The sequence below is a fragment of the Streptomyces sp. ActVer genome (genome assembly GCF_027270795.1).
GTDB classification, from domain to species: Bacteria; Actinomycetota; Actinomycetes; order Streptomycetales; family Streptomycetaceae; genus Streptomyces; species Streptomyces umbrinus_A.
Genome location: NZ_JAPWHT010000082.1, coordinates 1 through 23,230, shown reverse-complemented (window position 1 = coordinate 23,230; position 23,230 = coordinate 1). Strand labels below are relative to the sequence as shown.

Below are 23,230 nucleotides of genomic sequence, written 5' to 3'. Positions count from 1 at the left end.
CGTGGCTGGTCGCGCAGTTCCCCGTGCCCCTTAAGGGGCACCCCTCCGCAGGCCCCCACCTAAACCGGGCAGCCACCCGTCAGCCATCCAAAATCGCTTGAACTGTACGAATCCTCAAGGAGCCCCCATGCCCACTCCCTCCCCCGGTACCCCGGCCGCGTTCGCGGCTGCCTTGCGTGCCCGTGAGCCGCTGGTCGGCTACTGGTCCGTCCTCGACTCGCCGGTCTCGACCGAGCGCATCGCCCGTCTCGGCTACGACTATGTGGCGCTGGACGCCCAGCACGGGCTGTTGGAGTACGCGGGCGTGCTGGCCTCGCTGACCGCGATCGACACCAAGGGGTCGACCGCGGTCGGTCTGGTCCGGGTCGAGGCCAATGACCCGATGCCGATCGGCAAGGCGCTGGACGCGGGCGCGGCCGGTGTCATCGTCCCGCTCGTCGACAACGCGCGGAACCCCGCCGACGCGGTGGCCGCCGTGCGCTATCCGCCGCTCGGCAAGCGCTCGTACGGGCCCATGCGTTCGGGCCTGCGCATCGGACCCAACCCCGCCGACGCCCACGCGCAGACCGTGGTCCTCGCGATGATCGAGACCGCCCAGGGCCTCGCCAACGTGGACGAGATCTGCGCGACCGACGGGCTCGACGGGGTCTACATCGGCCCCTCCGACCTGCGCATCGCGCTCGGCGGTGCCACCTCCACCGACCCCGCGATCGCGGACGAGTTCGAGGCCGCGCTGGTCAGGGTGCGGGAGGCCGCCGCGGCCGCCGGGATCGCCGTCGGTGTCCACAACGCGGACGGCGCGAGCGCCGCCAAGCGGCTCGCCGAGGGCTTCACGTACGTCACCGTCGCCTGCGATCTCGTCCATCTGGAGCAGGCCGCGGGTCAGCACCTCACCGCCGCGCATGCCTCGGGGCTGGTCCGATGACGTCGCAGCCGACGCTCGCCGACGGTGTCGTACACCCGCATCCCACCGAACCCGGCCGCGCCGAGGCGCAGTTGTCGGCGCCGGCCGTGCAGAACCACGCCGCCAACCTCACCGTGCTGCCGGGCGGCGGGCTGGGCTGTGTCTGGTTCGCGGGCACGCAGGAAGGTGTCGCTGACATCTCCGTGTGGTTCTCGCGGCTCGACCCCGATGGTGACGTCTGGTCGACACCTGTACAGCTGTCCCACGACGACGCCCGGTCCGAGCAGAACCCGGTGCTGTCCATCGACCCGTCCGGCGACTGGTGGCTGCTCCACACGGCACAGCGGGCCGGACACCAGGACACCGCCGAGGTACGGCTGCGCGTCAGTCGCGACGAGGGTGTGACATGGGGCCCGTCCCGGACGCTCTTCGACGGCGGGGTCTTCGTCCGGCAGCCGGTGACCGTGCTGCACTCGGGCCGTCGGCTGCTCCCCGTCTTCCGCTGCGTGGCCGCGCCGGGCGAGACCTGGTCGGGCGACCGGGACACCAGCTCGGTGATGGTCAGCGACGACGCCGGGACGAGCTGGCGCGAGGTTCCGGTGCCGGGCTCGACCGGGCTCGTACACATGAACATCCGCCCGCTGCCGGACGGTTCGCTCCTCGCCCTGTTCCGCAGCCGCCGGGCGGACGCCGTGCACCGGAGCGTGTCGTACGACGACGGGGAGAGCTGGGCCGAGCCGCGTCCGCTGGACGTGCCGAACAACAACTCCTCCATCCAGTACGTGCCGTTGGCCGACGGTCGCCTCGCCCTCGTGCACAACCACAGCAGCGCCACGGATGCCGTCGCACGCCGCGTCTCGCTGTACGACGAGATAGGCGAGGAGGGGCTGCGGGAGCCCGGGGACGAGGAGAACGGTGAGGGGGCAGCGGTGGACCACGAACCCCCCGCAGCCGCCGCGCCGGGAGCCGCCTTCTGGGGCGCGCCCCGTGCCCCGCTCACCCTCTCCGTCTCCTCGGACGGCGGGCTGACCTGGCCCGTACGCCGTGACCTGGAGACCGGTGACGGCCACTGCCTCACCAACAACTCCCGCGACGGGCTCAACCGCGAGCTCTCCTACCCGTCCGTCGTCCAGACCCCGGACGGCACGCTGCACATCGCGTTCACCCGGCACCGCCGCACGATCAAGTACCTCCGCCTGAGCCCGACCTGGGCGGACCGGGAGCTCCCTGCATGACGACGACGCTCATCACCACGCCCACCTTCTCCCGCCACTCCCCCGAGCCCTGGCGAATCCTGGAACAGGCGGGCGCGGGCCCGGTGCGCCCGTACGACAACACCGCGCTGCCGGGCGGCGAGCTGCGTGAGCGGATCGGTGGGGTCGACGCGCTGGTGGTCGGCATGGACGCCGTCACCGCCGACGTCATCGACTCGGCCGACCGGCTCAAGGTCATCGCGAAGCACGGCGTCGGCGTCGACACCATCGACGTGGCCGCCGCGCGGGCCCGTGACATCCCCGTGGTGTGCGCGCCCGGCAGCAACTCCCGGGCGGTCGCCGAGTTCACCTTCGGTCTCGTCCTGGACGCCACCCGCCGCATCACCGCGTCCCACCAGCGCGTGGCGCACGGCGAGTGGCCCAAGCTGTTCGGGCCCGAACTCGCCGGAAAGACCCTGGCCGTGGTGGGCTTCGGCCGCATCGGACGCCTGCTCACCAGCTACGCGCTGGCCTTCGGCATGACCGTCCTCGCGCACGATCCGTACGTCGAGGACGCCGACATCCGCGCGCTCGACGCCACGCCCGCCCCGCTGGACGAGTGCCTGGCCCGTGCCGACGTCGTCAGTCTGCATCTGCCCGCGACGTCCGGCGCCGGCCCGCTCCTGGACCGCCGCCGACTCGCCACCATGAAGCCGGGCGCGTTGCTGGTGAACGCCGCCCGGGGCGGGCTCGTCGACGAGGAGGCACTCGCGGCGCTCCTCGTCGAAGGCCACCTGGGCGGAGCCGCGCTCGACGCCTTCGCACACGAGCCGCTCGGCCGACCGGCTCCGTACGCGGCACGGGCGGGCAGACCGGACGGCCGGAGCTCCCGATGGCCGCCACTGACCAGGGGAAGGAGAATGGGTTGGCCGGCACGCGGCGGCCGCGCCCTGCGGCAGGTCGCGGGAGAGAGCGGCGGCTCGCGGGAGAGGTGAGCGGCGATGACCGACCTCCTGGGCTCGTTGCCCGACCACCACAGACGGCTGCTCCGTGACGCGCCTCCCGGTGTGGAACTGGCCTCCCGGCCGATGCTCGCCACGCTGAGCGACCGGCGCGACTTCCCCGGCGAGTGGCTCTTCGAGCGGAAGCTGGACGGGGTCCGGGTCCTGGCGGTCCGGGAGAACGGGCGGACGCTGCTCCTCTCCCGCGCCGGCAACCGCCTCAACGACACGTACCCGGAGATCGTCGATGCGCTCGCGGCGCAGTCGTGCACGGACTTCACCGTCGACGGCGAGATCGTCGCGTTCTCCCGCGGGCGCACCGACTTCTCCCGACTCCAGCAGCGCATGGGGCTCACCCGGCGCCGGGACATCGAGGCAAGCGGCGTCGCCGTGACGTACTACGTGTTCGATGTGCTCCGACTGGAGGGCGCGGACCTGACTCGGCTGCCTTTGCGTACGCGCAAGTCGCTGCTCCGAGGGACCCTGACCTACCGTGCGCCGCTGCGCCTGACGATTCATCGCAACGAGGGCGGGGCCGAGTTGCTGGCCGACGCGTGCGCCCGGGGCTGGGAGGGGCTGATCGCGAAACGGGCGAAGAGCCTTTACCAGCCCCGCCGTTCGCCGGACTGGCTCAAGCTGAAGTGTTCCCGGGCGCAGGAGTTCGTGGTCGGCGGCTTCACCGAAGGGGGCGGTACCCGGGCCGGATTCGGCGCACTGCTGCTCGGCCACTACGAAGCGGACCGGCTGCGGTACGCGGGCAAGGTGGGCACGGGCTTCGACCGCCGTACGCTCCTCGGGCTGCGCGGAGTCCTCGACGAACTCCGCGTCCCCGCATCGCCGTTCAGCGACCGGGTGCGCGAGGCGGGCGCCCACTGGGTGGAGCCGGGGCTGGTCGCGCAGGTCGCGTTCACGGAGTGGACCCGGGACGGCATGCTGCGGCATCCGCGGTTCCTGGGGGTGCGTGACGACAAAGCGGCACGGGACATCGTGCGCGAGCGGCCTTCCGCCTGAGCGACCGAAGGCGTCGGAACACGGGACGCCCCCGCCGGGCGCAGGGCCGGAGCCCTGTGCGGCCGTCCGGGGGCGTACCAACGCGTGGGGTCCGTCTACCGCTCGGACTTCTTGACGCGCTCGGAGGCCTTCGCGGCGAGCTCCTGGGCCCGGCCCGTCATCTGCTCGCCCCGGCCCTCGCTCTCCATGGGCATGTCGCCCATGGCCCGCCCGGCGGTCTCCTTCATCTTGCCCTTCATCTGCTTGGCCTTGCCCTTTGACTTACCCATGGTTTTCCGTCCTTCGATGAGGGTTGGACTGGCGTAACCACCCTGCGCCCGACACCCGCCCTTCGCAATCCGTGAGCGATTCGTCACCGTGTGTATTCAGGCGGATTCGGGGTAGGCATCGCGCTGGCATGCGCCCGGTCGAGTGGTGACGATGGACTGGAACCACCGAGTCACGCGGTGGAGCCACGACGAGAGACCGTGCAAGTGTTCCGACCTCGGAGGGGAACGAATGACCTCGGACGCCGCTTCGAAGGCGGAGGAGCCGGGGCGCGACCTGCCCGACCAGGCCGTGCCCGACGAGGACGCGCCCCGGATCGCCGAACTGCAGGAGGAGATCGGCCAGTTGAAGGAGGCCGTGACCTCTCACGCCGTCGTGGACCAGGCGATCGGCATGATGGTGGCACTCGGGCGGGTGACGCCCGACGACGGCTGGGCCGTGCTTCGGGAAGTGTCCCAGCACACCAATATCAAACTGCGGAACGTCGCGGAGATGATCCTTGTCTGGGGACAGAAAGGCGATCTCCCGCCGGATGTCCGAGCCACGCTGGAAGACACTCTCGACCGCTATGGGCCCACATCGCTTCCGGAAGATTCACCGCCACTGCGATGAGGGTGTTTTATTCAGCGCGCACTGGTTAGTTCGAGAGGTGGCAGTTCACTGGCAAACCGCTCCCGGGAGGGTTCGGCAGTGAGCTCGCCACTCAGCCGCCCGGCCCGGGAAGTCCCGTGACGGGCGGTTGAGTCACCCTCTCCGTCGCCGACTGCCGCCACTGCTTCCGCGAGGGCCTCGTCGCGCACCTTGGCGCAGCAGCCGTTGAGCAGCCGGGAGACGTGCATCTGCGAGATGCCGAGCTGCTCCGCGATGCGACTCTGGGTCATGCCTCGGAAGAAGCGCAGGTAGAGGATGGTTCGCTCGCGTTCGGGGAGCGCCGCCAGACACGGCTTCACGGCCTCCCGGTCGATGACGAGGTCGAACCCGGAGTCGGACTCCCCCAGGGCGTCCCCGAGCGCGTAGCCGTCGTCGCTGCCGGGCAGTTCCGCGTCCAGGGAGAGGGCGGTGAAGCTGTCGAGGGCCTCGAATCCGGCGCGTACGTCGTCCTCGGTCATGTGCGCGTACGCGGCGATCTCGGCGATGCCGGGACTGCGGCCCGGTGCCGTCTGTGACAGCTCCTTCACGGCTGCGCGGACCCGGTTGCGCAGGTCCTGAACCCTCCGCGGCACGTGGAGGACCCACATGTGGTCGCGGAAGTGGCGCTTGATCTCGCCGGTGATGGTCGGGATCGCATAGCTCTCGAAGGCGTTGCCACGCTCGGGGTCGTAGCGGTCGACGGCCTTGACCAGACCGAGGGCCGCCACCTGGCCGAGATCCTCGACGGACTCGCCGCGCCCCCGGTAGCGCAGGGCGATGCGGTTCGCCATGGGCAGCCAGGCCTGGACCAGCTCGTCACGCAGAGCTTGTCGCTCGGGCCCGCCGGGCAGGGCGGCGAGGCGTACGAAGTCCGCGGCCGAGTCGGGGGCGTCGTCGTGCGGGTGCTGCTTCGTTCTGACGGTGATTGGCATGGTGCGTCGCATCTCCCTCAGAGGGTGCTGACGGGACAGTCACCATGGGAGTGAGCGCGCACGGACCGCTCTGGACACACCCGCGATCTGGCGGAGCCAGCTCCCACGGACGTGCCTCCTGTCCGAAGCACTAATAGACCAACTTCCCGCACTCGGACATTTCAAAACGAAGCATCGAATATCGAGGGCCCGACGCAACAATCAATAATCGCCCGGTCGCGCAAAGTGACGAAGTGGCAAAGTCGCGAAGCGGAGGAGTGAATCGAATCGGCGGGGTACGAATTTCGGCGGGGGTGCCGATGGAGTCGCCGGGAAACACGCTCCCGCGAATTTGCCGCGCGGGTATCAAAAACCGATTCGGGAAGGCATGCGACACGCGCGTCCGGGCCTCGGGCGGCCGGGACCCTGTTTCGGTCGGCGGCGTCGGGTACTCGCCGGGGATGGACAACGACACGACACAACTGGCCCTCTCCGGTGCGGTGGTGGGCGGAGTGGTGCCCTTCCTGGTGGGCGTCGTCATCGTCGGCGCCCTGATCTGGGCCGTGTGGTGGGGCCGGCGGGTCCGCGCCCAGGAGCCCGGCCCGCCCCGCCCCGAGGAACAGCCCCGGCTGCCCGAATCGGGTCCCGTGGGCGAGGTCCGCGAACGGCGCGACCCCGCCGAGATGCCCCGGAGCAACCATCGGCTGACCTCGCACCGGCTCCCCGGCCACGGAAACAGCCCGACCCGCCGCGCGACGAGGCAGAAGCCCCCGACCTGGAACGAGAACAACGGAGGAGGCTACGACAACGGAGGCCCCGGCCGAACCTGACGCGAACGACGCGCAACGCACACCCGGCCCTGGATCCGGACCTGCCACCCGCACCCTCACCCGCACCCGCAGCGGGACCTGCAGCGGGACGCCAAAAAAGGAGCCCTCTCGCCGGCGGGCATCTGCTTCACTCGGCGCATGCTGAAGATCGGATCCGTGGTGTTGGGTGTATGGGACGTGCCGCGTGCGAGGGCATTCTGGACGGAGGCTCTCGGGTACGTCCCGCGCGACGAGCCGGAGGACGACTGGGTGGTGCTGGTGCCCCCACAAGGGGCCACGGGCCCCCAACTGGCGCTCGGCCTGAGTGAGACGCCGGTGCAGGAGGTTCCCCGCGTCCATCTGGACCTCTACGCCGGGGACGCGGCGGACCAGGCCGCCGAGGTCGCCCGACTGGTGTCCCTCGGCGCCCAGCGGGTCGACTGGCACCTGTATCCCGAGGACCCGGACTTCGTGGTGCTGGCCGACCCCGACGGAAACCGCTTCTGCGTCATCGACACCAGCCGGGAGTGACATCCGCGGCCGCTCCGACAACAGCGAGGGCGGGCCGATGGCAGGGTCGCCGAGCTGTTCAGTCCTGGTGGATGCACCGGACGATTCGGCCGACGAACCCAGCGGCCCGCTCCGGCTCCTCCTCGAACCAGTTTCCGAGGTGTTCCCGGACTGCCTCCCCCACGCAGTCCCGCACCTCGCTGTTGCCCAGCAGCCCGCGTGTGGCGCCGAGAAATTCGGGATGGTCCAGCTTCACCGACACAACTGCCGTGAGGCTCCTGCAGATCCGGTCGTCGTGGGGATCAAGGTCCGCTGTCGGCAACCCCCGTTCCCGTGCGTACGCGACGACCGCGGCCGCCACTCCGTCGCGGAAGCCGTCCACGTGCGCGCCGCCCTCGCGAGAGGCCCGGCTGTTGGCGAAGCCGACTATCCGTTCCTGGCGGGAGCCGGTCCACAGCAGGGCCACCTCCATCGTCCCCGCCATCCGTGGGTCCTCGCGCTCGAAGCCGATGACGTCCGGCTGGACGCCCGACCCCGTCTCCGCGTCGAGGGCGGCCACGAAGTCCCGAACTCCCTCCGGGAACCGGAACGACACCGCCCGGGCCCCGCCCGCCGGGCGTTCGTCGGTCAGCGAGATCCCCAGGCCCCGGTTGAGGAAGGCCACCTGCCGGAAACGCTCCGCCAGCACGGCGAACGAACACAGCGTCGTCTCGAAGATCTCACTGTCGGGCCAGAAGGTGATGGTCGTCCCGGTGCCAGTCGCGGGCCCCACAGCGGCGGGCGGGGCGACCTCGACGCCTCGCGCGTACTCGTGGACCCGGCGGACCTCGTCACACTGCACCTCGGCCGTCAGCCGGCTCGACAGGGCGTTGACGACGAAGAGCCCCGCTCGGAATTGACCCACGTCCGTGATGTGCCGACCACTGAGCTCGGGCCCGGCGTGGAAGCTGGTCAGCAGCGCTTCGAGGTCCAGGCCGCCGGTGTCCCCGGCGGCCTGGAAGGGACCCCCCGGCCCGTCATCGACGACGCGCACGCCACCGTCGGGCGTGAGCGTGACATCAACAGAGCCACTGCCGCCGGCCAGGACCTGGTTCACCGCCTGGCCGACGACCTCGAACACCATTTGATGCAGACCGCGTTCGCCGGTCGAGCCGACCCACATCCCGGGCCGCTTCCGAACGGCTTCCCGCCCCTCCAGCACCTCGATGCCGGCAGCGTCGTACCCCGTGCCTTCTCCACTCACAAAGACCCCTCCCATGGCGTCCGGTAGACCTCTCCAGCCTAGGAGAAATCCGGGAAAACACCAGGTCAGAGCGATTTCATCGAGGCTGTGGACGGGCGGGTGAGGGCCCGCCCGGCAGCGGTCGGCCAGGGTCCGCGCACCGCGCCCAGAACGCACCCGAGGGCCCACCGAAGCCGCGTACGACCCCTTTCAGGGCGCCGCCGAGGACCTCAATTCCGGTACGTGGGAAAGGGACTTGGGGTTCTGCGAGCCGGGAGGAATGCGCCTCGCCCGAGGCTGCGTCAGCCGACCATGTCGAAGTGGGCCCGGGCCCGGTCGAAGTGGCGGCCGGCCATGTCGTCCCGGCGAATCACCCAGTGGACGACGCCCAGATCGCCCTCGGTCACGCCCTCGCCCCCGACCTCCGCGAGCAGCACCAGTCACCCGGGCCGTGGTCGTGCTCCGTGACGGGATCCGCGTTCCAGACCCAGGGGCAGCCGCCTATCTGCACCGGCCCGTCCGTCGTCATCTCGCCGCGGGTCTTCCACCACACGGAGCCCAGCTCGCTGCCGTGCGGGAACTCCTCGGTCTCCGAACCGCGGTTGGGCAGCGAGGGCCTGACCGTCAGATGCAGCTCCCGGGCCGGGCGGACCTCCGGCAACCACTCGTAGGCGGAACCGCGTTCGGAGACGGGCGTGCCGACCGGGACGTAGACGAGCCGGTGCCAGTCGTCGTCGCTCCAGGGGTCCTCCGTGTCCGCGAAGAACAGCAACGTGCCGTCCTCGGGCAGCGGGAGGTCCGTCGCGCCGGGCGGGACGGCCGCGAGGTCGACCGAGGCGAGGAACGGCAGGTCCGGAACGGGCTCGTCATCGGGCGTCGGCGGCAACCCGCCGAGCCGACCGGCGAGCGGGCCGTCGGGCGGCGCCTCACCGGGGAGGCTCAGCATCGCGCAGCGACGGGCGGTGTAGAGCCACCGATCGACCTCGTCCTCGGGCAAACCACGGCTGCGGGCTTCGTCGCGGAACGGATCCATCGATGTCATTCGCAGAGTATGCCGGCGCCGCCCACGCCCCCTCCGGCGATGAAGTGAACCGGTCGCGGGCCCCGACGGCCGACGCCGCGGCGACCGAACCGGCAGACACCGCCGAGGTGTTGGGTTCGGTCGAAGCGGCGTCGTCCGTCGGGGCCCGGTCACTTCACGAAGCGGTACTTCAGGTGAGTGGCCAGGGGCGTGCCGACCACGCTGACGGGCTCCAGGCGCCGCCCCGAGCCCAGTCCCTCGAAGAGCCGCAGTCCCTCGCCGAGGAGCGCGGGCACGACGTGCAGTTGCAGCTCGTCGATGAGCCCCTCCCTGAGGTACTGCTGCACCGTGCTCGCCCCGCCCGCGATGTCGACGTTCCGGTCCCCCGCGGCGGCCTTCGCCCGGTCGAGCGCGCTGTGGATGCCGTCGGTGACGAACGTGAAGGTGGTGCCGCCCTCTTTGACGAGGGTCGGCCGGGGTCGGTGGGTGAGTACGAAGACCGGGGCCCGGAAGGGTGGGTTGTCGCCCCAGAACTCCTCGCCGGTGTCGTACATCATCCGGCCCATGACGACCGCTCCGGTGGCGTCGAACCACTGGCGCATCAGCTCGGAGTCGCTGTTCTCCTCCCCGCCCGTCATGCCCTGGCGCTCCCGCCAGCTCGCCAGGTTGTGGATCCACTCGAAGAGCGGCTCGGCACCGTCGCCTCCCGGGTTGTCGATGGCGACGTCGGTGCCGGCGATGTAGCCGTCGAGGGAGATGGCCATATCCGCGGTTACGGTCACGATGGGTGCTCCTGAGTCCTGGATGTGCTGTCTTCACCCTTGCGTCGATCGGGACCCGGCGCATTCGACAGGCTTCCGAGCTTTTGCCGTGGCCACGATCCCGGATAGCACACACATTCGAATATGTGGGTACGCTGGATGCATGTCCACGCACCTCCAGGGTTCGCTGTTCGACCAGACCGACGAGGTCCGCCTCGGCCCGCTCGACGGGCTGCGCCGGACCGTGCTCGGAGACGGGGCCTGGATCGATCTGCTGCCGGGCTGGCTGCACGGGGCGGACGCGCTGTTCGCGCGGCTGGCCGACGAGGTGCCCTGGCGGGCCGAGCGGCGGCAGATGTACGAGCAGATGGTGGACGTACCGCGGCTGCTCGCGTTCTACCGGGCCGCCGACGCGTTGCCGGTCCCCGTCCTGGACGAGGCCCGGGACGCCCTGTCCGCGCACTACGCCGACGAGCTGCGGGAACCGTTCACCACTGCCGGGCTCTGCTTCTACCGGGACGGCCGGGACAGTGTGGCCTGGCACGGGGACCGGATCGGCCGGGGCGCTCGCGAGGACACGATGGTCGCCATCCTGTCCGTGGGCGCTCCGCGCGACCTGCTGCTACGACCCAGACGGAGCGGCACTCCGGTGCGGCGCCCTCTCGGACACGGCGACCTGATCGTGATGGGCGGCTCCTGCCAGCGCACCTGGGAACACGCGATCCCCAAGAGCGCCCGGGCGGCGGGTCCCCGGATCAGCGTCCAGTTCCGCCCGCACGGCGTGCAGTGACCCTCCGCAGGGGCGCCGCCTGCCACGACGCCCCGACGCACTACGGATGAGGGACCGGCTCCTGCCTACGGCGCCGCCACGAGCGGGCGCGCCGCGGTTCCTGGTCGGGCAGCCAGCCGAAGGCCAGGCAGCTGCCGACGACGCCGAGGACGAGCCCGATGAAGAAGCCGCCCAGGTTCGAGGTGACCCAGGTCCCCAGGGAGAGCAGAGCGCCCAGGATCGAGTAGAAGAGGCGCTGGGTGGGGTTGAAGAGGATCAGCAGGCCGAGAATCAGCATCAGGGTCGGCAGGAGGTAGCCGGCCAGGCCCTGCATGCCGATGTGCATGACGACCTTCAGCGACGCCTTCTCCGTGACCAGGATCTCCGCCCCGCCCAGGGCGAGGAGCAGCCCGCCCCAGAAAGGACGGGCCGCACGCCAGCGCCGGAAGGCGGCCATCAGCAGCCCTTGTCGCTGAAGCTCAGCTTCAGACCGGGAAGCTTGAACACCGCCGCCGTGGTGGCGTAGTTGGTCTGCCGCAGGTTGCCGATGTGGACGGTGTCGGCCTGCTGGCTGAAGACGCCCTTCGGGCCCTGCGCATGGGACTTGTCGAGTGTGCTGGCGTCGTTGCCGATCTCGATGTTGTCGAAGGACGCGTCGCCCGACAGCTCGGTGGAGTCGGTGGTGAGGTTGACCGCGGACACCTTCTGGCTGCCCTCGCCGGCCCTGATGAGCAGGTTCGTGCCGCCGAGGTCGACGCTCTGGCAGAGCTTGGTGAGGGTCGCCTTCTTGATCGCGGAGACCACCACCAGGACCTGGCCGCCGGTGTCACCCTCGTTGGGGCTGCCCGGGGCCATCTGGTCGAGACCGCCGAACTGTGCGAAGCCCTCGCCGTCGAGGTTGGTCGCGGTGACGGTGAACGGCATGCCGGAGATCGCGAACTGCACGCCCAGGGCCCCCTGGGCGGTCAGGATCATCAGGCCGGCCGCGACCGCGGTGGCAGGCACCGCCATCACCGCGGCGCGGCGCAGACGGACCCGCCCGCGTCTCTCGGAGCCTTCGGGGCTCTCCGGGATGGAACCGCTTTCCGACACTTCGGAGGGCTCGGGGGTGGAACCGGCTGACGAGGTGGCGTCCGAGGACGAGGCCATTTTCTGCTCCCAGGGGCATGTATCAGTGCGGGTAGGGCTTCAGTGGCACGTTGTCCTGGCGCGGACAGCGCATACGGCGCACGCCTCCTCACACCTCCCGGCGGGCGCAAGGGCTTTCTCGTTACGCAGCAGTAACCGCGACGGAAGTTACCCCCGGTAAGTGGCGAGGGTCAAGCACCTTGTGGAAAAAGGAAGTCGGAGATGTGACGGAGCCGTGGAGAGCGGTCCCCGCCGCTCGACCGAACGTCAACTGCCTTGCTGCACAAGGGTATTGAATATTAGTCAACTTCCTTGCTGCACCTTGACGTTGAACATCACTCAGGTCTACAACTCTCCCTGGCTAGCACGGATCCGTGGCGCCGGATCCGTCCTGCGGCGCACGTCGACTCCCGGGCTCCATCCCGTCACACGGTCGGCAGGCCGGTCACGTGGTCGACAGACCCGACACACGACCGGCCGACCGCACGTGCGGTCCGCATCCACTCCTCCATGGCACCGGCACGGTCGCACCCCCCTCCTGGGCCGCGTCCGGTCGCCCCACCGCCGGTCCCGCGCCGGAGGCCGTCCATCGACGCCTCCGGCCGATCTCCCGGCAGCCACCGCCGGTCCGTCGCGTACGGAGAAGGCGCGACGGGCCGGTGGCGGCCCAGTTCCCCCACCCCACTCTCGGAATGAGGCACCCGCATGCGTACTCGGACTTCCCTCGCACTGGCCGCCGCCGTCACGTCGCTCGCCCTCTCGGCGGCCGGCCCGGCCTCCGCGGCGGACGGCTCGGTCCTGACCACCGGCGGCGCCGGCGGCACGGCCGTCGCGGCCGGAGCCGTACTCAACTCCTCGCTCGCCGCCGGAACCAGCGCCACGCTCTACTCCAGCAGCACCGGCACGAGCGGCCTCTCCTGCACGTCGTCGAAGTTCGTCGCCTCGGTCGTCGACAACCCGACGGCGCCCGGTACGGCCACCGAGTCGGTCACCGAGCACACCTTCAACGCCAGCAGTTGCACCAGCAACGTCGTCGGCGTACTCGGGGTCACCAGCATCAAGGTCGACAACCTGCCCTACACCTCGGCCGTGGGCTCCGACGGATCGGTCACCATCACGCCGGCCGCCGGCTCGACCATCCAGACAACCGTCGTGCTGCGCACACTCCTTGGCAGCATCACCTGCGTCTATCAGGCACCCAGCCTGTCCGGCACGGCCGACAACGCCGACAACAGCATCTCGTTCAGCAAGCAGCAGTTCACGAAGTTCTCCGGCTCGTCGCTGTGCTTCAGCAACGGCTACTTCACCGCCAAGTACGCCCCGGTCACCGACACGACGCAGGCCGACAGCCCGGCGGTCTTCGTCAACTGACGCCGACCGGCAGCCTCCGTACGAACGCCTGGGGGGCGGGGAGATCTCTCCCCGCCCCCCAGGCGTTCACGGTTCACTTCAGGTCGCTCTTCTTCATGTAACCCGAGTCGATGAGCACCTGCTCATAGTTGCCCTTGTCGACGCTCACGGGCTCCAGGAGGTACGCGGGCACGACCCTCTTGCCGTTGTCGTACGTCCTGGTGTCGTTGACCGCCGGCTTCTTGTCGTGGACGACGGAGTTGACCATGTAGGAGGTGACCAGCGCCAGCTCGCGGGTGTCCTTGTAGACGGTCTGGGTCTGCTCGCCCTCCACGATCGACTTGATGGAGGGCGCCTCGGCGTCCTGGCCGGTGACGATGGGCAGCGGCTTCCCCGCACCTCCGTACCCGTGCTCCTTCAGCGCGTTGAGGATGCCGATGGACATTCCGTCGTACGGCGAGAGGACCGCGTCGATGGTCTGGCCGTTGTACTTCGAGTTGAGAATCTTGTTCATGCGCTTCTCCGCCGTGGGGCCGTCCCAGCGGAGGGTGCTGACCTGATCGAGATCGGTCTCCCCGGATCTCACGATCAGGTCGCCGTTCTGGATGTATGGCTCCAGCACTTCCATCGAGGCGTCATAGAAGTAGCGCGTGTTGTTGTCGTCGGGCGAACCCGCGAAGAGCTCGATGGTGAACGGGCCCTTGCCGCTGCCGTTGACGAGTCCCAGCTTCTCCACGATGAAGTCGGCCTGCTGCGAGCCGACCTTCACGTTGTCGAAGGACGCGTAGTAGTTGACGGCGTCGCTGCCGAGAATCAGCCGGTCGTAGGAGATCACGGGGATGCCGGAGTCCTTCGCCTTGCTCAGGACGTCGGTGAAGGCACGCCCGTCGACCGAGGCGATGACGAGAGCGTCCACGCCGTCGTCGATCATGGCCTGCACCTGCGCGACCTGGTTCTTCGGGTCGTTGTCGGCGTACTTCAAGGTGGTGTTGTATCCGAACCCCTTGAGCTCGTCGACCATGTTCCGACCGTCGTCGATCCACCGCTGCGACGTCTTCGTCGGCATGGCGATGCCCACGGATGCGGTCCCGTCACCGCTGCCGGCGTCGGAACCCTCACCGCATGAGGCGAGAGAGAGGGTCAGGACCGTGGATATGGCCGCAGCTACGGTGGTGCGGGCGCGCATGCTCATTGTTCCTCACTGGGTGACAGGCAGTCGGCGGGACTCGGCGGCCGCGTGTGCGCCGGGCGGCCGACGGCCGTCGTCCACGTCCGGCCGGTACGGCAGATCGTGAGGGAGACGTCCGCGGCGCACGGTTCCAGGACGGAGGCCGTTGTGCGTCGTTCGGTGCCGAGGTCGCGCCGAGGCTGCCTTGACAAGGGGGGTTCGGGGCGCCACACCGGAAGAGCTCGTACTACGCGTACGTACCGGTGGCGGGCGCCGAGGTCGGCCGGTGCCCGGGCGCGTGGAGCCTTCCGGGATCGGCTGGTCTCACCGGGTCGCGGTGAGGGGTGGAGCGTCAGACCGGACGGTATGTCTCTCGCGTTTGGGCTCCGTTGAACCCGCACACGACAGGCCGGGGATGACCGGCCCCCACGGGCGCGGACTCGAACGTGGGTGCGCGGGGAGCGTATCCCGGCGTACGCCCCCTGCGGCGCTCTTTCATCACATTAGTTGCGACGGCGCACGATCGGCCTGGCCAGGGATATCGCTACTTGCGGCCTTATGCGGACGATCCGGTTCCTAGCGCCCGTCGCGTGCGGCTGGTTGCTCGATCGCGCGGACAACGAGATCGACGTGCGCACGGACCTCCACCATCTCACCGTCCCACGGCTCCCCTCCGGGTGCTACGGAATCAGCGGGCTCCGCGAGGCCGTCCCGGCCCCCGAGACAGAGGGACCGCGCTCGGGCCAGTACGGGCCGGCGCCGGGCCGGCAGCCGGTCGAGCGCCCAGGAGGCCGCCGCGTCCTTGGAGGTGATGGTGCCGGTCGCGAGCGTCACCCAGACGCGGGCGAGGGTCAGCAGGACGTTGCGGGTGTCCGACTCGAGGTCGGCCAGCAGCTCCGGCACCCCGGCAACGATCGCGCGCCGGAGGTCCTCGTACGGCACGGGGTCGAGGAGCCGCGCGGGCGGCGGCCCGTGGAGCGGGGTGTCCCCGAGGAGCACCATCGTGATCAGCGGCGCCAGATCGGGCATGACCGCCGGGGCGGGCACCTCTCCCGCTCGAACTCCGCACGCAGCCACACGCCGTAGAGGAACTCGCAGCGCGGCGGGTACCGCCAGGGCCGGACGTCGCCCTGGGCGACGACGATCAGCTCGACCGGCCGGGCCGGCCCTCCGCTCCGGGCGCCGCGGCCGGAGATCCCCAGCAGACCATGGAGCAGGTTCCGTCGCTCGCGGTCCGTCATGCGTCGCCGGGCGACGAGGAACACATCGAGGTCACTGTCGGGCCGCAGGCCGCCGAGGACGGCCGAGCCGTGCAGACAGACTCCGGCGACCTCCGCGCCGAGCACGTCGTGCACCAGGCGGAGGACCTGGTCGAGCTGAGGCTGATAGTCCCTCACGGCACGGATCGTAGACGGACGGAAGGTGGGCGTTCACGTCAGTTTCCGGGCGTGATCGACACCACGGGATGTGCGGGAACCCGCAAGATCGCCACCACAGGCCGCATCAAGGATGCGAAGTTCCCTGGCACGAGCCCCCACAAGCCCTTTCCCCAGCAAGATCACCCTTGTTCAACCTTGTATGACATGTAGCCAATTGTCCGGATCGCGACCAACCAGGTCGCTGCGGTTTCCCCGCTCCCCCAAGGGCCCGATAGGCATACGAATCGTCAATTGATCCAATTCCGGCGGCATATGCGACACCGCATGCCGCAGGACCGAGTACAAGGACGTATCCGCATGCCCGATCCCACTCGCCGCCGCGCTCTGCGGGGCGCGGCCGGACTGGCCGTCACCGCCGGCGCGTTCACCGCGCTCTCCCCTTCGCCGGCCTCCGCCGCGGACCACCACGGCGGGCCCGCCCCCGCGCCCTTCGACTTCGACGAGGTCTACCGGGGCCGTCGAATACAGGGCCGGCCGTCCGGCGGAGGCCATCATCACGGCGCCGGTTACGCGGTGTTCGTGGACGGCGTCGAGCTGCACGTGATGCGCAACGCCGACGGGACCTGGATCAGCGTCGTGAGCCACTACGACCCGGTGCCGAACCCGCGCGCGGCGGCCCGCGCCGCCGTGGAGGAGCTCCAGGGCGCTCCCCTCGTCCCGTTCAACTGACCCACAGAGCACCGGAGTTCACCGCAATGACCGTACGCAAGAACCAGGCGAACCTGACGGCCGACGAGAAGCGCAGGTTGGTCGCCGCGCTGATCGAGCTGAAGCGCACCGGCCGGTACGACGGCTTCGTCACGACCCACAACGCGTTCATCCTCGGCGACACGGACAACGGCGAACGGGTCGGCCACCGTTCGCCCTCCTTCCTGCCCTGGCACCGCAGATTCCTCCTGGAGTTCGAGCGGGCGCTGCAGTCGGTGGATGCGTCGGTGGCGCTGCCGTACTGGGACTGGAGCGCCGACCGCACGACCCGGGCCGCCCTGTGGGGGCCGGACTTCCTCGGCGGCACGGGCCGCTCCGTCGACGGACGCGTCACGGACGGCCCGTTCGCCGAGTCCACCGGCAACTGGCCCATATCCGTACGCGTCGACACGCGCACGTATCTGCGCCGCTCGCTCGGCGGCAGTGGCCGGCAACTGCCCACCCCCGCCGAGGTCGAGTCCGTACTCGCCATGTCCACCTACGACATGGCGCCGTGGAACAGCGCCTCCGACGGCTTCCGCAACCACCTGGAGGGGTGGCGGGGCGTCAACCTCCACAACCGCGTCCATGTGTGGGTGGGCGGGCAGATGGCCACCGGCGTCTCCCCGAACGACCCGGTCTTCTGGCTGCACCACGCGTACGTGGACAAGCTGTGGGCCGAGTGGCAGCGCAGACACCCGGGCTCCGGCTATCTGCCCCTCGCGGGCACCCCGGACGTCGTCGACCGCGGCGAGACCATGAAGCCGTGGAACGACTCCACGCCCGCCGATCTGCTGGACCACACGAGGCACTACACCTTCGACACTGCCTGACCGCCGCAGCCTGACAACAGCGCGGGCCCGCCCCACTCCTCACGGCACGGGCGGGCCCGCCGCCACGCTCAGAAGCCCGGGTCGCAGCACCCGTCCCGGCGCATCAGCCGGCCGACGTCCAGCCAGTCGTCCTCGCCCGCCGCGTGGCGTGCCGCCCGTTCGGGGACCGGCTTGTACGCGGCGACGAGGTCGTCGGTCGTGTAGGGCACCCCGCCCCGGAGTACGGAGACGGTTCGTACGAGCGTGTCGAAGTTCTCGAACGGGTCGCCGTCCACGATGGTCAGGTCGGCGAGTTTGCCGGGCTCGACCGTGCCGAGGTCGTCCTCGACACCGAAGAGGCGGGCGGGCAGCACGGTCACGGTGCGCAGGGCCGCCGCCGGGGACAGGCCGCCCCGGTGAAGTGCGCGCAGTCCCATGTGGAGGGAGAGGCCGACAGCGACGAGCGGCTGGTCGGTGCCGAGGGCGACGATGCCTCCGGCGGCCAGGATCCGCCGGTAGATGTCGGTCTCCGTGCGCAGCGTGGCGAGTTGGGCCGGCGTCGGTGGCACGCCCGCCCCCTGCCGGACCAGAGCGGCGTCCCAGGGCGGCATCACGGCGGTGACCCGGGGGTCGTCGGCGAGCCCGGGGTCCGCGCCGAGGAGCGGCGCGGAGGTGAACGGCGTCGCGATCAGGCCGAAGTTGACGCCTCGCGCCGTGTAGATCTCCAGCAGGTCCTGGTAGGCGCGCCCGGAAGCGGTGATCGCGTGTCCGGACTCGTAGCGCTGGGTGGCCTGCAGATGGGTCGTCAGGTCCTGGCCCAGTTGCACGCCGGGCGAGAGCAGATGGCTGCCCGAGCGCACGCCGAGCCGCTCGTGTCCGAACCTGGCCGCCTCCTCCATCACCCAACTCGGCGCCCGTACATAGGTTTTCACGAAGTCCCAGTCCAGCGCGGCACCCCGTTCCAGTGAGCGCCGCAGCCCGTCCCCGGTCCGGTGGGCGCGCCCCATGCTGTACGCGACCCGGGAGCCGTCGAGCAGTTCGCCGGTGGTCAGGAGGCGGGGCCCGGCGAGCTGACCTGCCGTCACCGCCTCCCGGATACGGGCCTGTTCGTAGGCGAACCCGCCGAGCGACACGGCGGTCGTGATGCCGTACGTGAGCTGGCCGACGGTCTGCCGGCCGCCGTAGGTCACCTGCCACGGGTGGGTGTGCGTGTCCCACAGCCCGGGCACGACGGTCCGCTCCGAGGCGTCGACCAGCCTGAGCGCCGTGCGTCGGCGGTGCGGCTCGACGGCGGTGACGCGGCCGCCGCGTACGACGATGTCGACGTCGTCCCGTACGGACTCGCCGGTGCCGTCCCACAGCTGCCCGGCGTGCACCACCGTGTCGGCCGGTGCGGGTCTGCGCTGGTCGAGCGGCACGCGGACGGTACGGGCCGGGCCGCCGTCGACGCCGATGAGCCGCAGCCGGGTGCCGGACAGGTACAGCAGGGTCTTCGAGTCACCGGACCAGGACGGGTGGTCGGCCGGTTCGGCCGTGAGCGTGCGCAGGGCGCCGCGCGGCGTGCCGTCGGGTGCGACGGGCAGCAGGCACAGCGCGGACTCGACGATCACCGCCATCCAGCGCCCGTCGGGCGACCAGACAGGCCCCGAGTCGTACCTGTCGGAGAGCGAGACATGTGAGGCGACCGTGTGCAGACGGTCCGTTCCGGTCGTGGTGTCGACGACACGGACGAGGTTGTAGCCCTCCCGGAAGCGGAGGTTGAGACGGTTGCGGTCGCAGAGGGCGAGGTAGCGGCCGTCCGGCGACCAGCTGGGCCGGCCGGGCAGACCGCCCGCGCCGAGCGGCGTCGCCAGCACCCGTTCCGTGCCGGCCGCGAGGTCCCGGACGACGAGCCGCCCGCTCATGTCGAGGCAGGCGAGCCGTTTCCCGTCGGGCGAGAGCGCCGGATGCACCCGGCCGCCGGTGGCGAGCGCGGTCTCCTCGCCGGTGGCCAGATCTCGCCGGTACACGCCGAGCAGCCCGTCGCGGTCGTCCGCGTACAGCAGTGAACGTCCGTCGCGCGCCCACGAGGGGCCCAGCAGGTAGCCGGTGGGTGCCATCCGGCGCAGGCGCCTCGGCGCCCGGCCCCCGGAACTGTGCGCCAGCCAGAGCGAGTTGAGGGCGGCGAAGGCGATCCTCCGCCCGTCGGGCGAGAGCGCGGGCAGGTGGATGCCCCGCACCGGCCGCGCCCGTCCCGCCTCCCCCAGGTCGTACTCCTTGACCTGGTAGCGCGGCCGGTCCACGGGCAGTACGCCCTCGAAGGGGATCGCGTCCGCGTCCGCCGGTTTCTCCGGTCGCACGACGGTGAAGCGGCCGTCCACGGTGAGCAGCAGCTCGCCCTCCGGCGTCCAGCGGGGCGGCACCGGCGCGATGTCCCCGGCGACCGCGACGGGTTCACCGTCGACGACGAGCGCGCACGAGCCGTTGGGTGACGCGGTGGTCCGTAGATACGCCAGGCGGCGGCCGTCCGCCGCGAGGGCGGGCGTCAGGATCTGGGCGGCCGCGGTCTCGGTGTGCTCCACGACGACCGGGCCCGCGCCCGAGGCGGGGACGGCGCCGACCGTCCGGGCGTCGAGGCCGAGGCCGTTTGCGGTGGTGACGCCCTTCGCCCGGACGAAGAGGATCCGCTTCCCGTCCGGCGACCAGGTGGGGTCGAAGTCCTCCCACACCCCGTCCTGCGACGGACCCTCCTGGCCCGGCAGACCGGTCACACGGGCGATGTCACCGGTGCGCAGGTCCAGTACATGGATGCGGTACGGACTGCCGGTCACCTGGTCGCCGCCGCGCTCGGAGGCGAAGGCGATCCGGGTGCCGTCGGGCGACCAGGCAGGGCCCCGGTCGTCCCAGGGCCCGTCGGTGCGCTGTCGTACGTCCGAGCCGTCGGGCCGCATCGTCCAGATGTGGAAGCCGCCGCCCCGGTAGGCGCAGAAGGCGACGAGCTTGCCGTCGGGGGCGTGCACGGGACGGTTCGGTTCGAGGTCCGCGGGGGTGAGCGGGACGGCCTTGCCGCCGGTGCGCGGGAGGGACCACAGCACGTTCTGGACCTCGGCGATCAGCCGGTCCCCGCCGGGCGCGAGGGTCGCCGAGCCGTTGGTGGCCGCCGTGAAGGACAGCGAGAGCTCGCCGGGCGGCTGCGCGGCGGCCGGCGCGACACCCATGGCCGTGACGGCACCGGCGGCGCCCGCGGCCGCGAGGAGTTGACGACGGGAAAGGGAGAGGGGGAGGGAGAAGGCAGGAGTGAAGGCGGCGTTGCTCCGGTCACGGTCCATGACTCAGAACGCTCGCGCATCTCCCGGCGCGTGAGCAACACCGCCATTCTCGCCAAAAAGGGTGGGATGTTGACGAGATGTCAGCCCCGCTTGGCGTGCAGGGTCCGCGCGACCTTCGGGCCCAGCCACCGCTTGAGTCTGCGCAGCGCTTCGAGCTGTCCTGCCGCCCGGTCGATCCGGTAGTAGAGCTGCGGGGGGATGTACGGGAGCAGCGGGGAGTGCCGCTGACCCAGGAGCGCGAACATCTGCGCCGGAGGCAGGCCGATGTAGCGCGGCAGGCTCTCGTACCACTGGGCACTGTGCCGGGCCGCGCTCTGCACGGACAACAGCTCCGCTTTGCGCTTCTTCTCGTACGCCACGAGGGCGGGGGCGAGTCCTGGCTCCGCGCGCAGGGAGTGCGCGAGTGCGATGGCGTCCTCCAGGGCGAGGGTGGTGCCCGCGCCGATGGAGTAGTGCGTGGTGTGGGCGGCGTCGCCGAGCAGGACGACGTTGCCGTGGGACCAGGCGCGGTTGGTGAGAGTGCGGAAGTTCAGCCACTGCGCGCTGCCGCCGGTGTTCGCCCGGCCGATCAGCCGATGGCCGTCCAGCAGCTTCACGAAGAGCTCTTGGAGGCGTACGAGGCCCTCCGTCTCGTCGGCCCGGTCGAGGCCGAGGCCCGTCCAGGTCTCCGGGGAGCACTCGACGACACATGTGCTGTGGTCCGCGCTGAACCCGTAGGCGTAGCACCAGATCCAGCCGTGCGGTGTCTCCACGAAGGCGAAGGTGAACGCGTCGAAGACCTTCGTGGTGCCCAGCCAGATGTACTTGTTCCGGCCGAGCCCGACCTCCGGGCCGAACTGGTCGGAGTGCCGCTCGCGCACCCCGCTGTGGACGCCGTCGCAGGCCACGACCAGGTCGACGTCGGGCAGTCGGTCCCCGTCGGCGATCTCGTTCTCGTACTCGACGCGTACGCCCAGGGACCGGGCGCGCTCGGCGAGGAGGTCCAGCAGCTGCCGGCGGCCGATGCCGAAGCCCTCGTCGCCGTGGTGCGTCGTCGTGCGGTCGCCGACGTGCGCGACCCCGTCGCTCCAGCGGACCGAGTTCTCCTTGACGGCGCGCGCCGACTCCGGGTCACCCTCGTGCAGTTTGTCGAGCAGGCTCCCCCAGTACGTCACCCCCCATCCGTAGGTCGAACCGGCCGGGTTCCGTTCATGGACCGTGATGTCGTGGTCCGGGTCCTGAAGCTTCATCAGGATCGAGAAGTACAGACCGGCGGGCCCACCGCCGACGCAGGCGATCTTCACACGCGCACCCCACTGTTCGCTCAAGGTGATCAATCGACAGCACAGAGTAGGGGGCGAGTCGGGGCATGCCGACGTCCCGCGCCGCGTGTCGGACCGGCTCGCCGGTGGTGAAGCGGGCGAACCTGGGCATTCGAAGAGGAGCAGCGGACGAGTCGGGGAAGGGCTGATGGACACCAACACATGGATTCTGGTTCTCGCCGTCGCGGCCGTGCTGGCGGTGGCCCTCGGGGCGGCCGTCGTGCTCCTGGTGCGGCTGGTCCGTACCCGCCGGGACCTCCGTCGGGCCGGTCTTCCGACCGGTCCCCGCTGGGTCTTCTGGGGAGCGGTCGCCTATGTCGTGCTGCCGGCCGATCTCATGCCCGACCCCGCCTATTTCGACGACATCGGCGTACTGCTCCTGGCGCTGCGGTCGATGCGCGCTTCGTCCGACCCCCTGCGCTGAGGTGCCCGCGGATCTGCTTGGCTGTGTCCCGTCAGGCAGGGACCTCTAGGTCGGGACGATCATGCAGGCAGACATCCATCAAGTCGCCGACGGCATCCATCTGGTACACGGCAGCAACACCAACTGGGTGATTCTCACGGAGGGGGACGCCGTCACCCTCGTGGACACGGGCTACCCCGGAGACCGCGAGAGCGTCCTCGCCTCCCTGTCGGCCGTGGGCAGTTCACCCGAAGCGGTCGCGGCCGTACTCGTCACGCACGCCCACAACGACCACATCGGCTCGGCGGAGTACCTCAGCCGTACCTACGGCACGCCGGTCTACGCCCACGAGGCCGAAGTCCCGCACGCGCGCCGGGACTTCCTCCATCAGGTGACCATCGGCAAGGTGCTGCAGAACGCCTGGCGGCCCGGTGTGGTGCCGTGGGCCGTGCACGCGCTGCGCTCCGGCGGCACCGCCCACGTCCCGGTCACCGAACCGCGGCCGTTCCCCGGTGAGGGCGCTCTCGACCTGCCCGGCCACCCCGTTCCCGTGCACACCCCCGGCCACACGGCGGGCCACTGCGCCTTCCATCTGCCGGACGCGGGCGTAGTCATATCGGGCGAC

22 protein-coding genes and 2 pseudogenes are annotated in these 23,230 nt (G+C 70.6%); 13 read left to right on the top strand and 11 right to left on the bottom strand.

Annotated elements, in window-relative coordinates; genetic code table 11:
* Positions 1-127 precede the first annotated feature (127 nt).
* From O3Q52_RS16080 to ligD, 4 genes are read left to right on the top strand one after another with little or no spacing between them, the layout of a single operon-like run.
* Entirely contained in the window at positions 128-925 is a 798-nt protein-coding gene (locus O3Q52_RS16080; protein WP_269649459.1) for an HpcH/HpaI aldolase/citrate lyase family protein, read from the top strand.
* Positions 922-2,139, top strand: coding sequence for an exo-alpha-sialidase (locus O3Q52_RS16075; protein ID WP_269649458.1), 1,218 nt, complete (start codon positions 922-924; stop codon positions 2,137-2,139). The genes O3Q52_RS16080 and O3Q52_RS16075 overlap by 4 nt, the downstream gene beginning before the upstream one ends.
* The gene (locus O3Q52_RS16070) at positions 2,136-3,092 is read left to right on the top strand and encodes a phosphoglycerate dehydrogenase (RefSeq protein ID WP_269649457.1); all 957 of its coding nucleotides are present in this window, start codon (positions 2,136-2,138) and stop codon (positions 3,090-3,092) included. Before O3Q52_RS16075 ends, O3Q52_RS16070 begins: the two co-directional genes overlap by 4 nt.
* 6 nt (positions 3,093-3,098) lie before the next feature.
* Entirely contained in the window at positions 3,099-4,109 is a 1,011-nt protein-coding gene (gene ligD / locus O3Q52_RS16065) for a non-homologous end-joining DNA ligase (protein WP_269649456.1), read from the top strand.
* Between the two features lie 95 nt (positions 4,110-4,204).
* Here ligD and O3Q52_RS16060 read toward each other — a convergent pair whose 3' ends face one another.
* Positions 4,205-4,378 (bottom strand): CsbD family protein, encoded by a 174-nt coding sequence (locus O3Q52_RS16060; protein WP_269649455.1) that lies wholly within the window; start codon positions 4,376-4,378, stop codon positions 4,205-4,207.
* A 229-nt stretch (positions 4,379-4,607) separates the two neighbouring features.
* Between O3Q52_RS16060 and O3Q52_RS16055 the strand changes: the two genes are divergently transcribed.
* Positions 4,608-4,988 (top strand): ANTAR domain-containing protein, encoded by a 381-nt coding sequence (locus O3Q52_RS16055; RefSeq protein WP_269649454.1) that lies wholly within the window; start codon positions 4,608-4,610, stop codon positions 4,986-4,988.
* A 161-nt stretch (positions 4,989-5,149) separates the two neighbouring features.
* Here the strand turns inward: O3Q52_RS16055 and O3Q52_RS16050 are convergent.
* Positions 5,150-5,938 (bottom strand): annotated as a pseudogene (locus tag O3Q52_RS16050) (RNA polymerase sigma factor SigF); the annotation flags it as partial.
* 440 nt (positions 5,939-6,378) lie between these two features.
* Between O3Q52_RS16050 and O3Q52_RS16045 the strand changes: the two are divergent.
* Together O3Q52_RS16045 and O3Q52_RS16040 are read left to right on the top strand one after the other, a co-directional pair.
* A complete protein-coding gene (locus tag O3Q52_RS16045) occupies positions 6,379-6,747 on the top strand; it encodes a DUF6479 family protein (protein ID WP_269649453.1) in 369 nt (122 codons plus the stop codon).
* A 138-nt stretch (positions 6,748-6,885) separates the two neighbouring features.
* The gene (locus tag O3Q52_RS16040; protein ID WP_269649452.1) at positions 6,886-7,257 is read left to right on the top strand and encodes a VOC family protein; all 372 of its coding nucleotides are present in this window, start codon (positions 6,886-6,888) and stop codon (positions 7,255-7,257) included.
* A 58-nt stretch (positions 7,258-7,315) separates the two neighbouring features.
* Here O3Q52_RS16040 and O3Q52_RS16035 read toward each other — a convergent pair whose 3' ends face one another.
* The 3 genes from O3Q52_RS16035 to O3Q52_RS16025 form a co-directional block, all read right to left on the bottom strand.
* The gene (locus tag O3Q52_RS16035; protein WP_269649451.1) at positions 7,316-8,479 is read right to left on the bottom strand and encodes an ATP-binding protein; all 1,164 of its coding nucleotides are present in this window, start codon (positions 8,477-8,479) and stop codon (positions 7,316-7,318) included.
* Positions 8,480-8,861: 382 nt separating this feature from the next.
* Positions 8,862-9,500 (bottom strand): DUF1963 domain-containing protein, encoded by a 639-nt coding sequence (locus O3Q52_RS16030; RefSeq protein ID WP_269649450.1) that lies wholly within the window; start codon positions 9,498-9,500, stop codon positions 8,862-8,864.
* A 149-nt stretch (positions 9,501-9,649) separates the two neighbouring features.
* On the bottom strand, positions 9,650-10,261 hold the full coding sequence (locus O3Q52_RS16025; protein ID WP_269649449.1) for a dihydrofolate reductase family protein: 612 nt from the start codon (positions 10,259-10,261) through the stop codon (positions 9,650-9,652).
* 142 nt (positions 10,262-10,403) lie between these two features.
* On the opposite strand from O3Q52_RS16025, the gene O3Q52_RS16020 reads away from it, so the two are divergent.
* Positions 10,404-11,030, top strand: coding sequence for an alpha-ketoglutarate-dependent dioxygenase AlkB (locus O3Q52_RS16020; RefSeq protein ID WP_269649448.1), 627 nt, complete (start codon positions 10,404-10,406; stop codon positions 11,028-11,030).
* Between the two features lie 40 nt (positions 11,031-11,070).
* Here O3Q52_RS16020 and O3Q52_RS16015 read toward each other — a convergent pair whose 3' ends face one another.
* Together O3Q52_RS16015 and O3Q52_RS16010 are read right to left on the bottom strand one after the other, a co-directional pair.
* The gene (locus tag O3Q52_RS16015) at positions 11,071-11,466 is read right to left on the bottom strand and encodes a DUF6114 domain-containing protein (protein ID WP_269649447.1); all 396 of its coding nucleotides are present in this window, start codon (positions 11,464-11,466) and stop codon (positions 11,071-11,073) included.
* A complete protein-coding gene (locus O3Q52_RS16010) occupies positions 11,466-12,158 on the bottom strand; it encodes a DUF6230 family protein (protein ID WP_269649446.1) in 693 nt (230 codons plus the stop codon). The genes O3Q52_RS16015 and O3Q52_RS16010 overlap by 1 nt, the downstream gene beginning before the upstream one ends.
* 684 nt (positions 12,159-12,842) lie before the next feature.
* On the opposite strand from O3Q52_RS16010, the gene O3Q52_RS16005 reads away from it, so the two are divergent.
* Entirely contained in the window at positions 12,843-13,508 is a 666-nt protein-coding gene (locus O3Q52_RS16005) for a Tat pathway signal sequence domain protein (RefSeq protein WP_269649445.1), read from the top strand.
* A gap of 73 nt (positions 13,509-13,581) precedes the next feature.
* On the opposite strand, the gene chvE is transcribed toward O3Q52_RS16005, so the two are convergent.
* The gene (gene chvE, locus O3Q52_RS16000) at positions 13,582-14,673 is read right to left on the bottom strand and encodes a multiple monosaccharide ABC transporter substrate-binding protein (RefSeq protein WP_269649444.1); all 1,092 of its coding nucleotides are present in this window, start codon (positions 14,671-14,673) and stop codon (positions 13,582-13,584) included.
* Positions 14,674-15,231: 558 nt separating this feature from the next.
* Positions 15,232-16,052: pseudogene (locus tag O3Q52_RS15995) on the bottom strand (aminoglycoside adenylyltransferase family protein).
* Between the two features lie 339 nt (positions 16,053-16,391).
* On the opposite strand from O3Q52_RS15995, the gene O3Q52_RS15990 reads away from it, so the two are divergent.
* The gene (locus tag O3Q52_RS15990; RefSeq protein ID WP_269649443.1) at positions 16,392-16,763 is read left to right on the top strand and encodes a tyrosinase cofactor; all 372 of its coding nucleotides are present in this window, start codon (positions 16,392-16,394) and stop codon (positions 16,761-16,763) included.
* 26 nt (positions 16,764-16,789) lie between these two features.
* Positions 16,790-17,614, top strand: a complete 825-nt coding sequence (locus O3Q52_RS15985) for a tyrosinase family protein (protein ID WP_269649442.1) — start codon at positions 16,790-16,792, stop codon at positions 17,612-17,614.
* A 68-nt stretch (positions 17,615-17,682) separates the two neighbouring features.
* On the opposite strand, the gene O3Q52_RS15980 is transcribed toward O3Q52_RS15985, so the two are convergent.
* Positions 17,683-20,901, bottom strand: a complete 3,219-nt coding sequence (locus O3Q52_RS15980) for an amidohydrolase family protein (RefSeq protein ID WP_269649441.1) — start codon at positions 20,899-20,901, stop codon at positions 17,683-17,685.
* Between the two features lie 80 nt (positions 20,902-20,981).
* Entirely contained in the window at positions 20,982-22,184 is a 1,203-nt protein-coding gene (locus tag O3Q52_RS15975) for an FAD-dependent monooxygenase (RefSeq protein ID WP_269649466.1), read from the bottom strand.
* Between the two features lie 166 nt (positions 22,185-22,350).
* On the opposite strand from O3Q52_RS15975, the gene O3Q52_RS15970 reads away from it, so the two are divergent.
* Together O3Q52_RS15970 and O3Q52_RS15965 are read left to right on the top strand one after the other, a co-directional pair.
* Positions 22,351-22,626, top strand: coding sequence for a hypothetical protein (locus O3Q52_RS15970; RefSeq protein ID WP_269649440.1), 276 nt, complete (start codon positions 22,351-22,353; stop codon positions 22,624-22,626).
* A gap of 61 nt (positions 22,627-22,687) precedes the next feature.
* On the top strand, positions 22,688-23,230 hold a 543-nt coding region (locus O3Q52_RS15965), incomplete at its 3' end, for an MBL fold metallo-hydrolase (RefSeq protein WP_269649439.1).

Coding starts and splice junctions, on each gene's coding strand:
- O3Q52_RS16080 (WP_269649459.1), top strand. CDS start 128: ATGCCCACTCCCTCCCCCGGTACCCCGGCCGCGTTCGCGGCTGCCTTG.
- O3Q52_RS16075 (WP_269649458.1), top strand. CDS start 922: ATGACGTCGCAGCCGACGCTCGCCGACGGTGTCGTACACCCGCATCCC.
- O3Q52_RS16070 (WP_269649457.1), top strand. CDS start 2,136: ATGACGACGACGCTCATCACCACGCCCACCTTCTCCCGCCACTCCCCC.
- ligD (WP_269649456.1), top strand. CDS start 3,099: ATGACCGACCTCCTGGGCTCGTTGCCCGACCACCACAGACGGCTGCTC.
- O3Q52_RS16060 (WP_269649455.1), bottom strand. CDS start 4,378: ATGGGTAAGTCAAAGGGCAAGGCCAAGCAGATGAAGGGCAAGATGAAG.
- O3Q52_RS16055 (WP_269649454.1), top strand. CDS start 4,608: ATGACCTCGGACGCCGCTTCGAAGGCGGAGGAGCCGGGGCGCGACCTG.
- O3Q52_RS16045 (WP_269649453.1), top strand. CDS start 6,379: ATGGACAACGACACGACACAACTGGCCCTCTCCGGTGCGGTGGTGGGC.
- O3Q52_RS16040 (WP_269649452.1), top strand. CDS start 6,886: ATGCTGAAGATCGGATCCGTGGTGTTGGGTGTATGGGACGTGCCGCGT.
- O3Q52_RS16030 (WP_269649450.1), bottom strand. CDS start 9,500: ATGACATCGATGGATCCGTTCCGCGACGAAGCCCGCAGCCGTGGTTTG.
- O3Q52_RS16020 (WP_269649448.1), top strand. CDS start 10,404: ATGTCCACGCACCTCCAGGGTTCGCTGTTCGACCAGACCGACGAGGTC.
- O3Q52_RS16015 (WP_269649447.1), bottom strand. CDS start 11,466: ATGGCCGCCTTCCGGCGCTGGCGTGCGGCCCGTCCTTTCTGGGGCGGG.
- O3Q52_RS16010 (WP_269649446.1), bottom strand. CDS start 12,158: ATGGCCTCGTCCTCGGACGCCACCTCGTCAGCCGGTTCCACCCCCGAG.
- O3Q52_RS16005 (WP_269649445.1), top strand. CDS start 12,843: ATGCGTACTCGGACTTCCCTCGCACTGGCCGCCGCCGTCACGTCGCTC.
- chvE (WP_269649444.1), bottom strand. CDS start 14,673: ATGCGCGCCCGCACCACCGTAGCTGCGGCCATATCCACGGTCCTGACC.
- O3Q52_RS15990 (WP_269649443.1), top strand. CDS start 16,392: ATGCCCGATCCCACTCGCCGCCGCGCTCTGCGGGGCGCGGCCGGACTG.
- O3Q52_RS15985 (WP_269649442.1), top strand. CDS start 16,790: ATGACCGTACGCAAGAACCAGGCGAACCTGACGGCCGACGAGAAGCGC.
- O3Q52_RS15980 (WP_269649441.1), bottom strand. CDS start 20,901: ATGGACCGTGACCGGAGCAACGCCGCCTTCACTCCTGCCTTCTCCCTC.
- O3Q52_RS15970 (WP_269649440.1), top strand. CDS start 22,351: ATGGACACCAACACATGGATTCTGGTTCTCGCCGTCGCGGCCGTGCTG.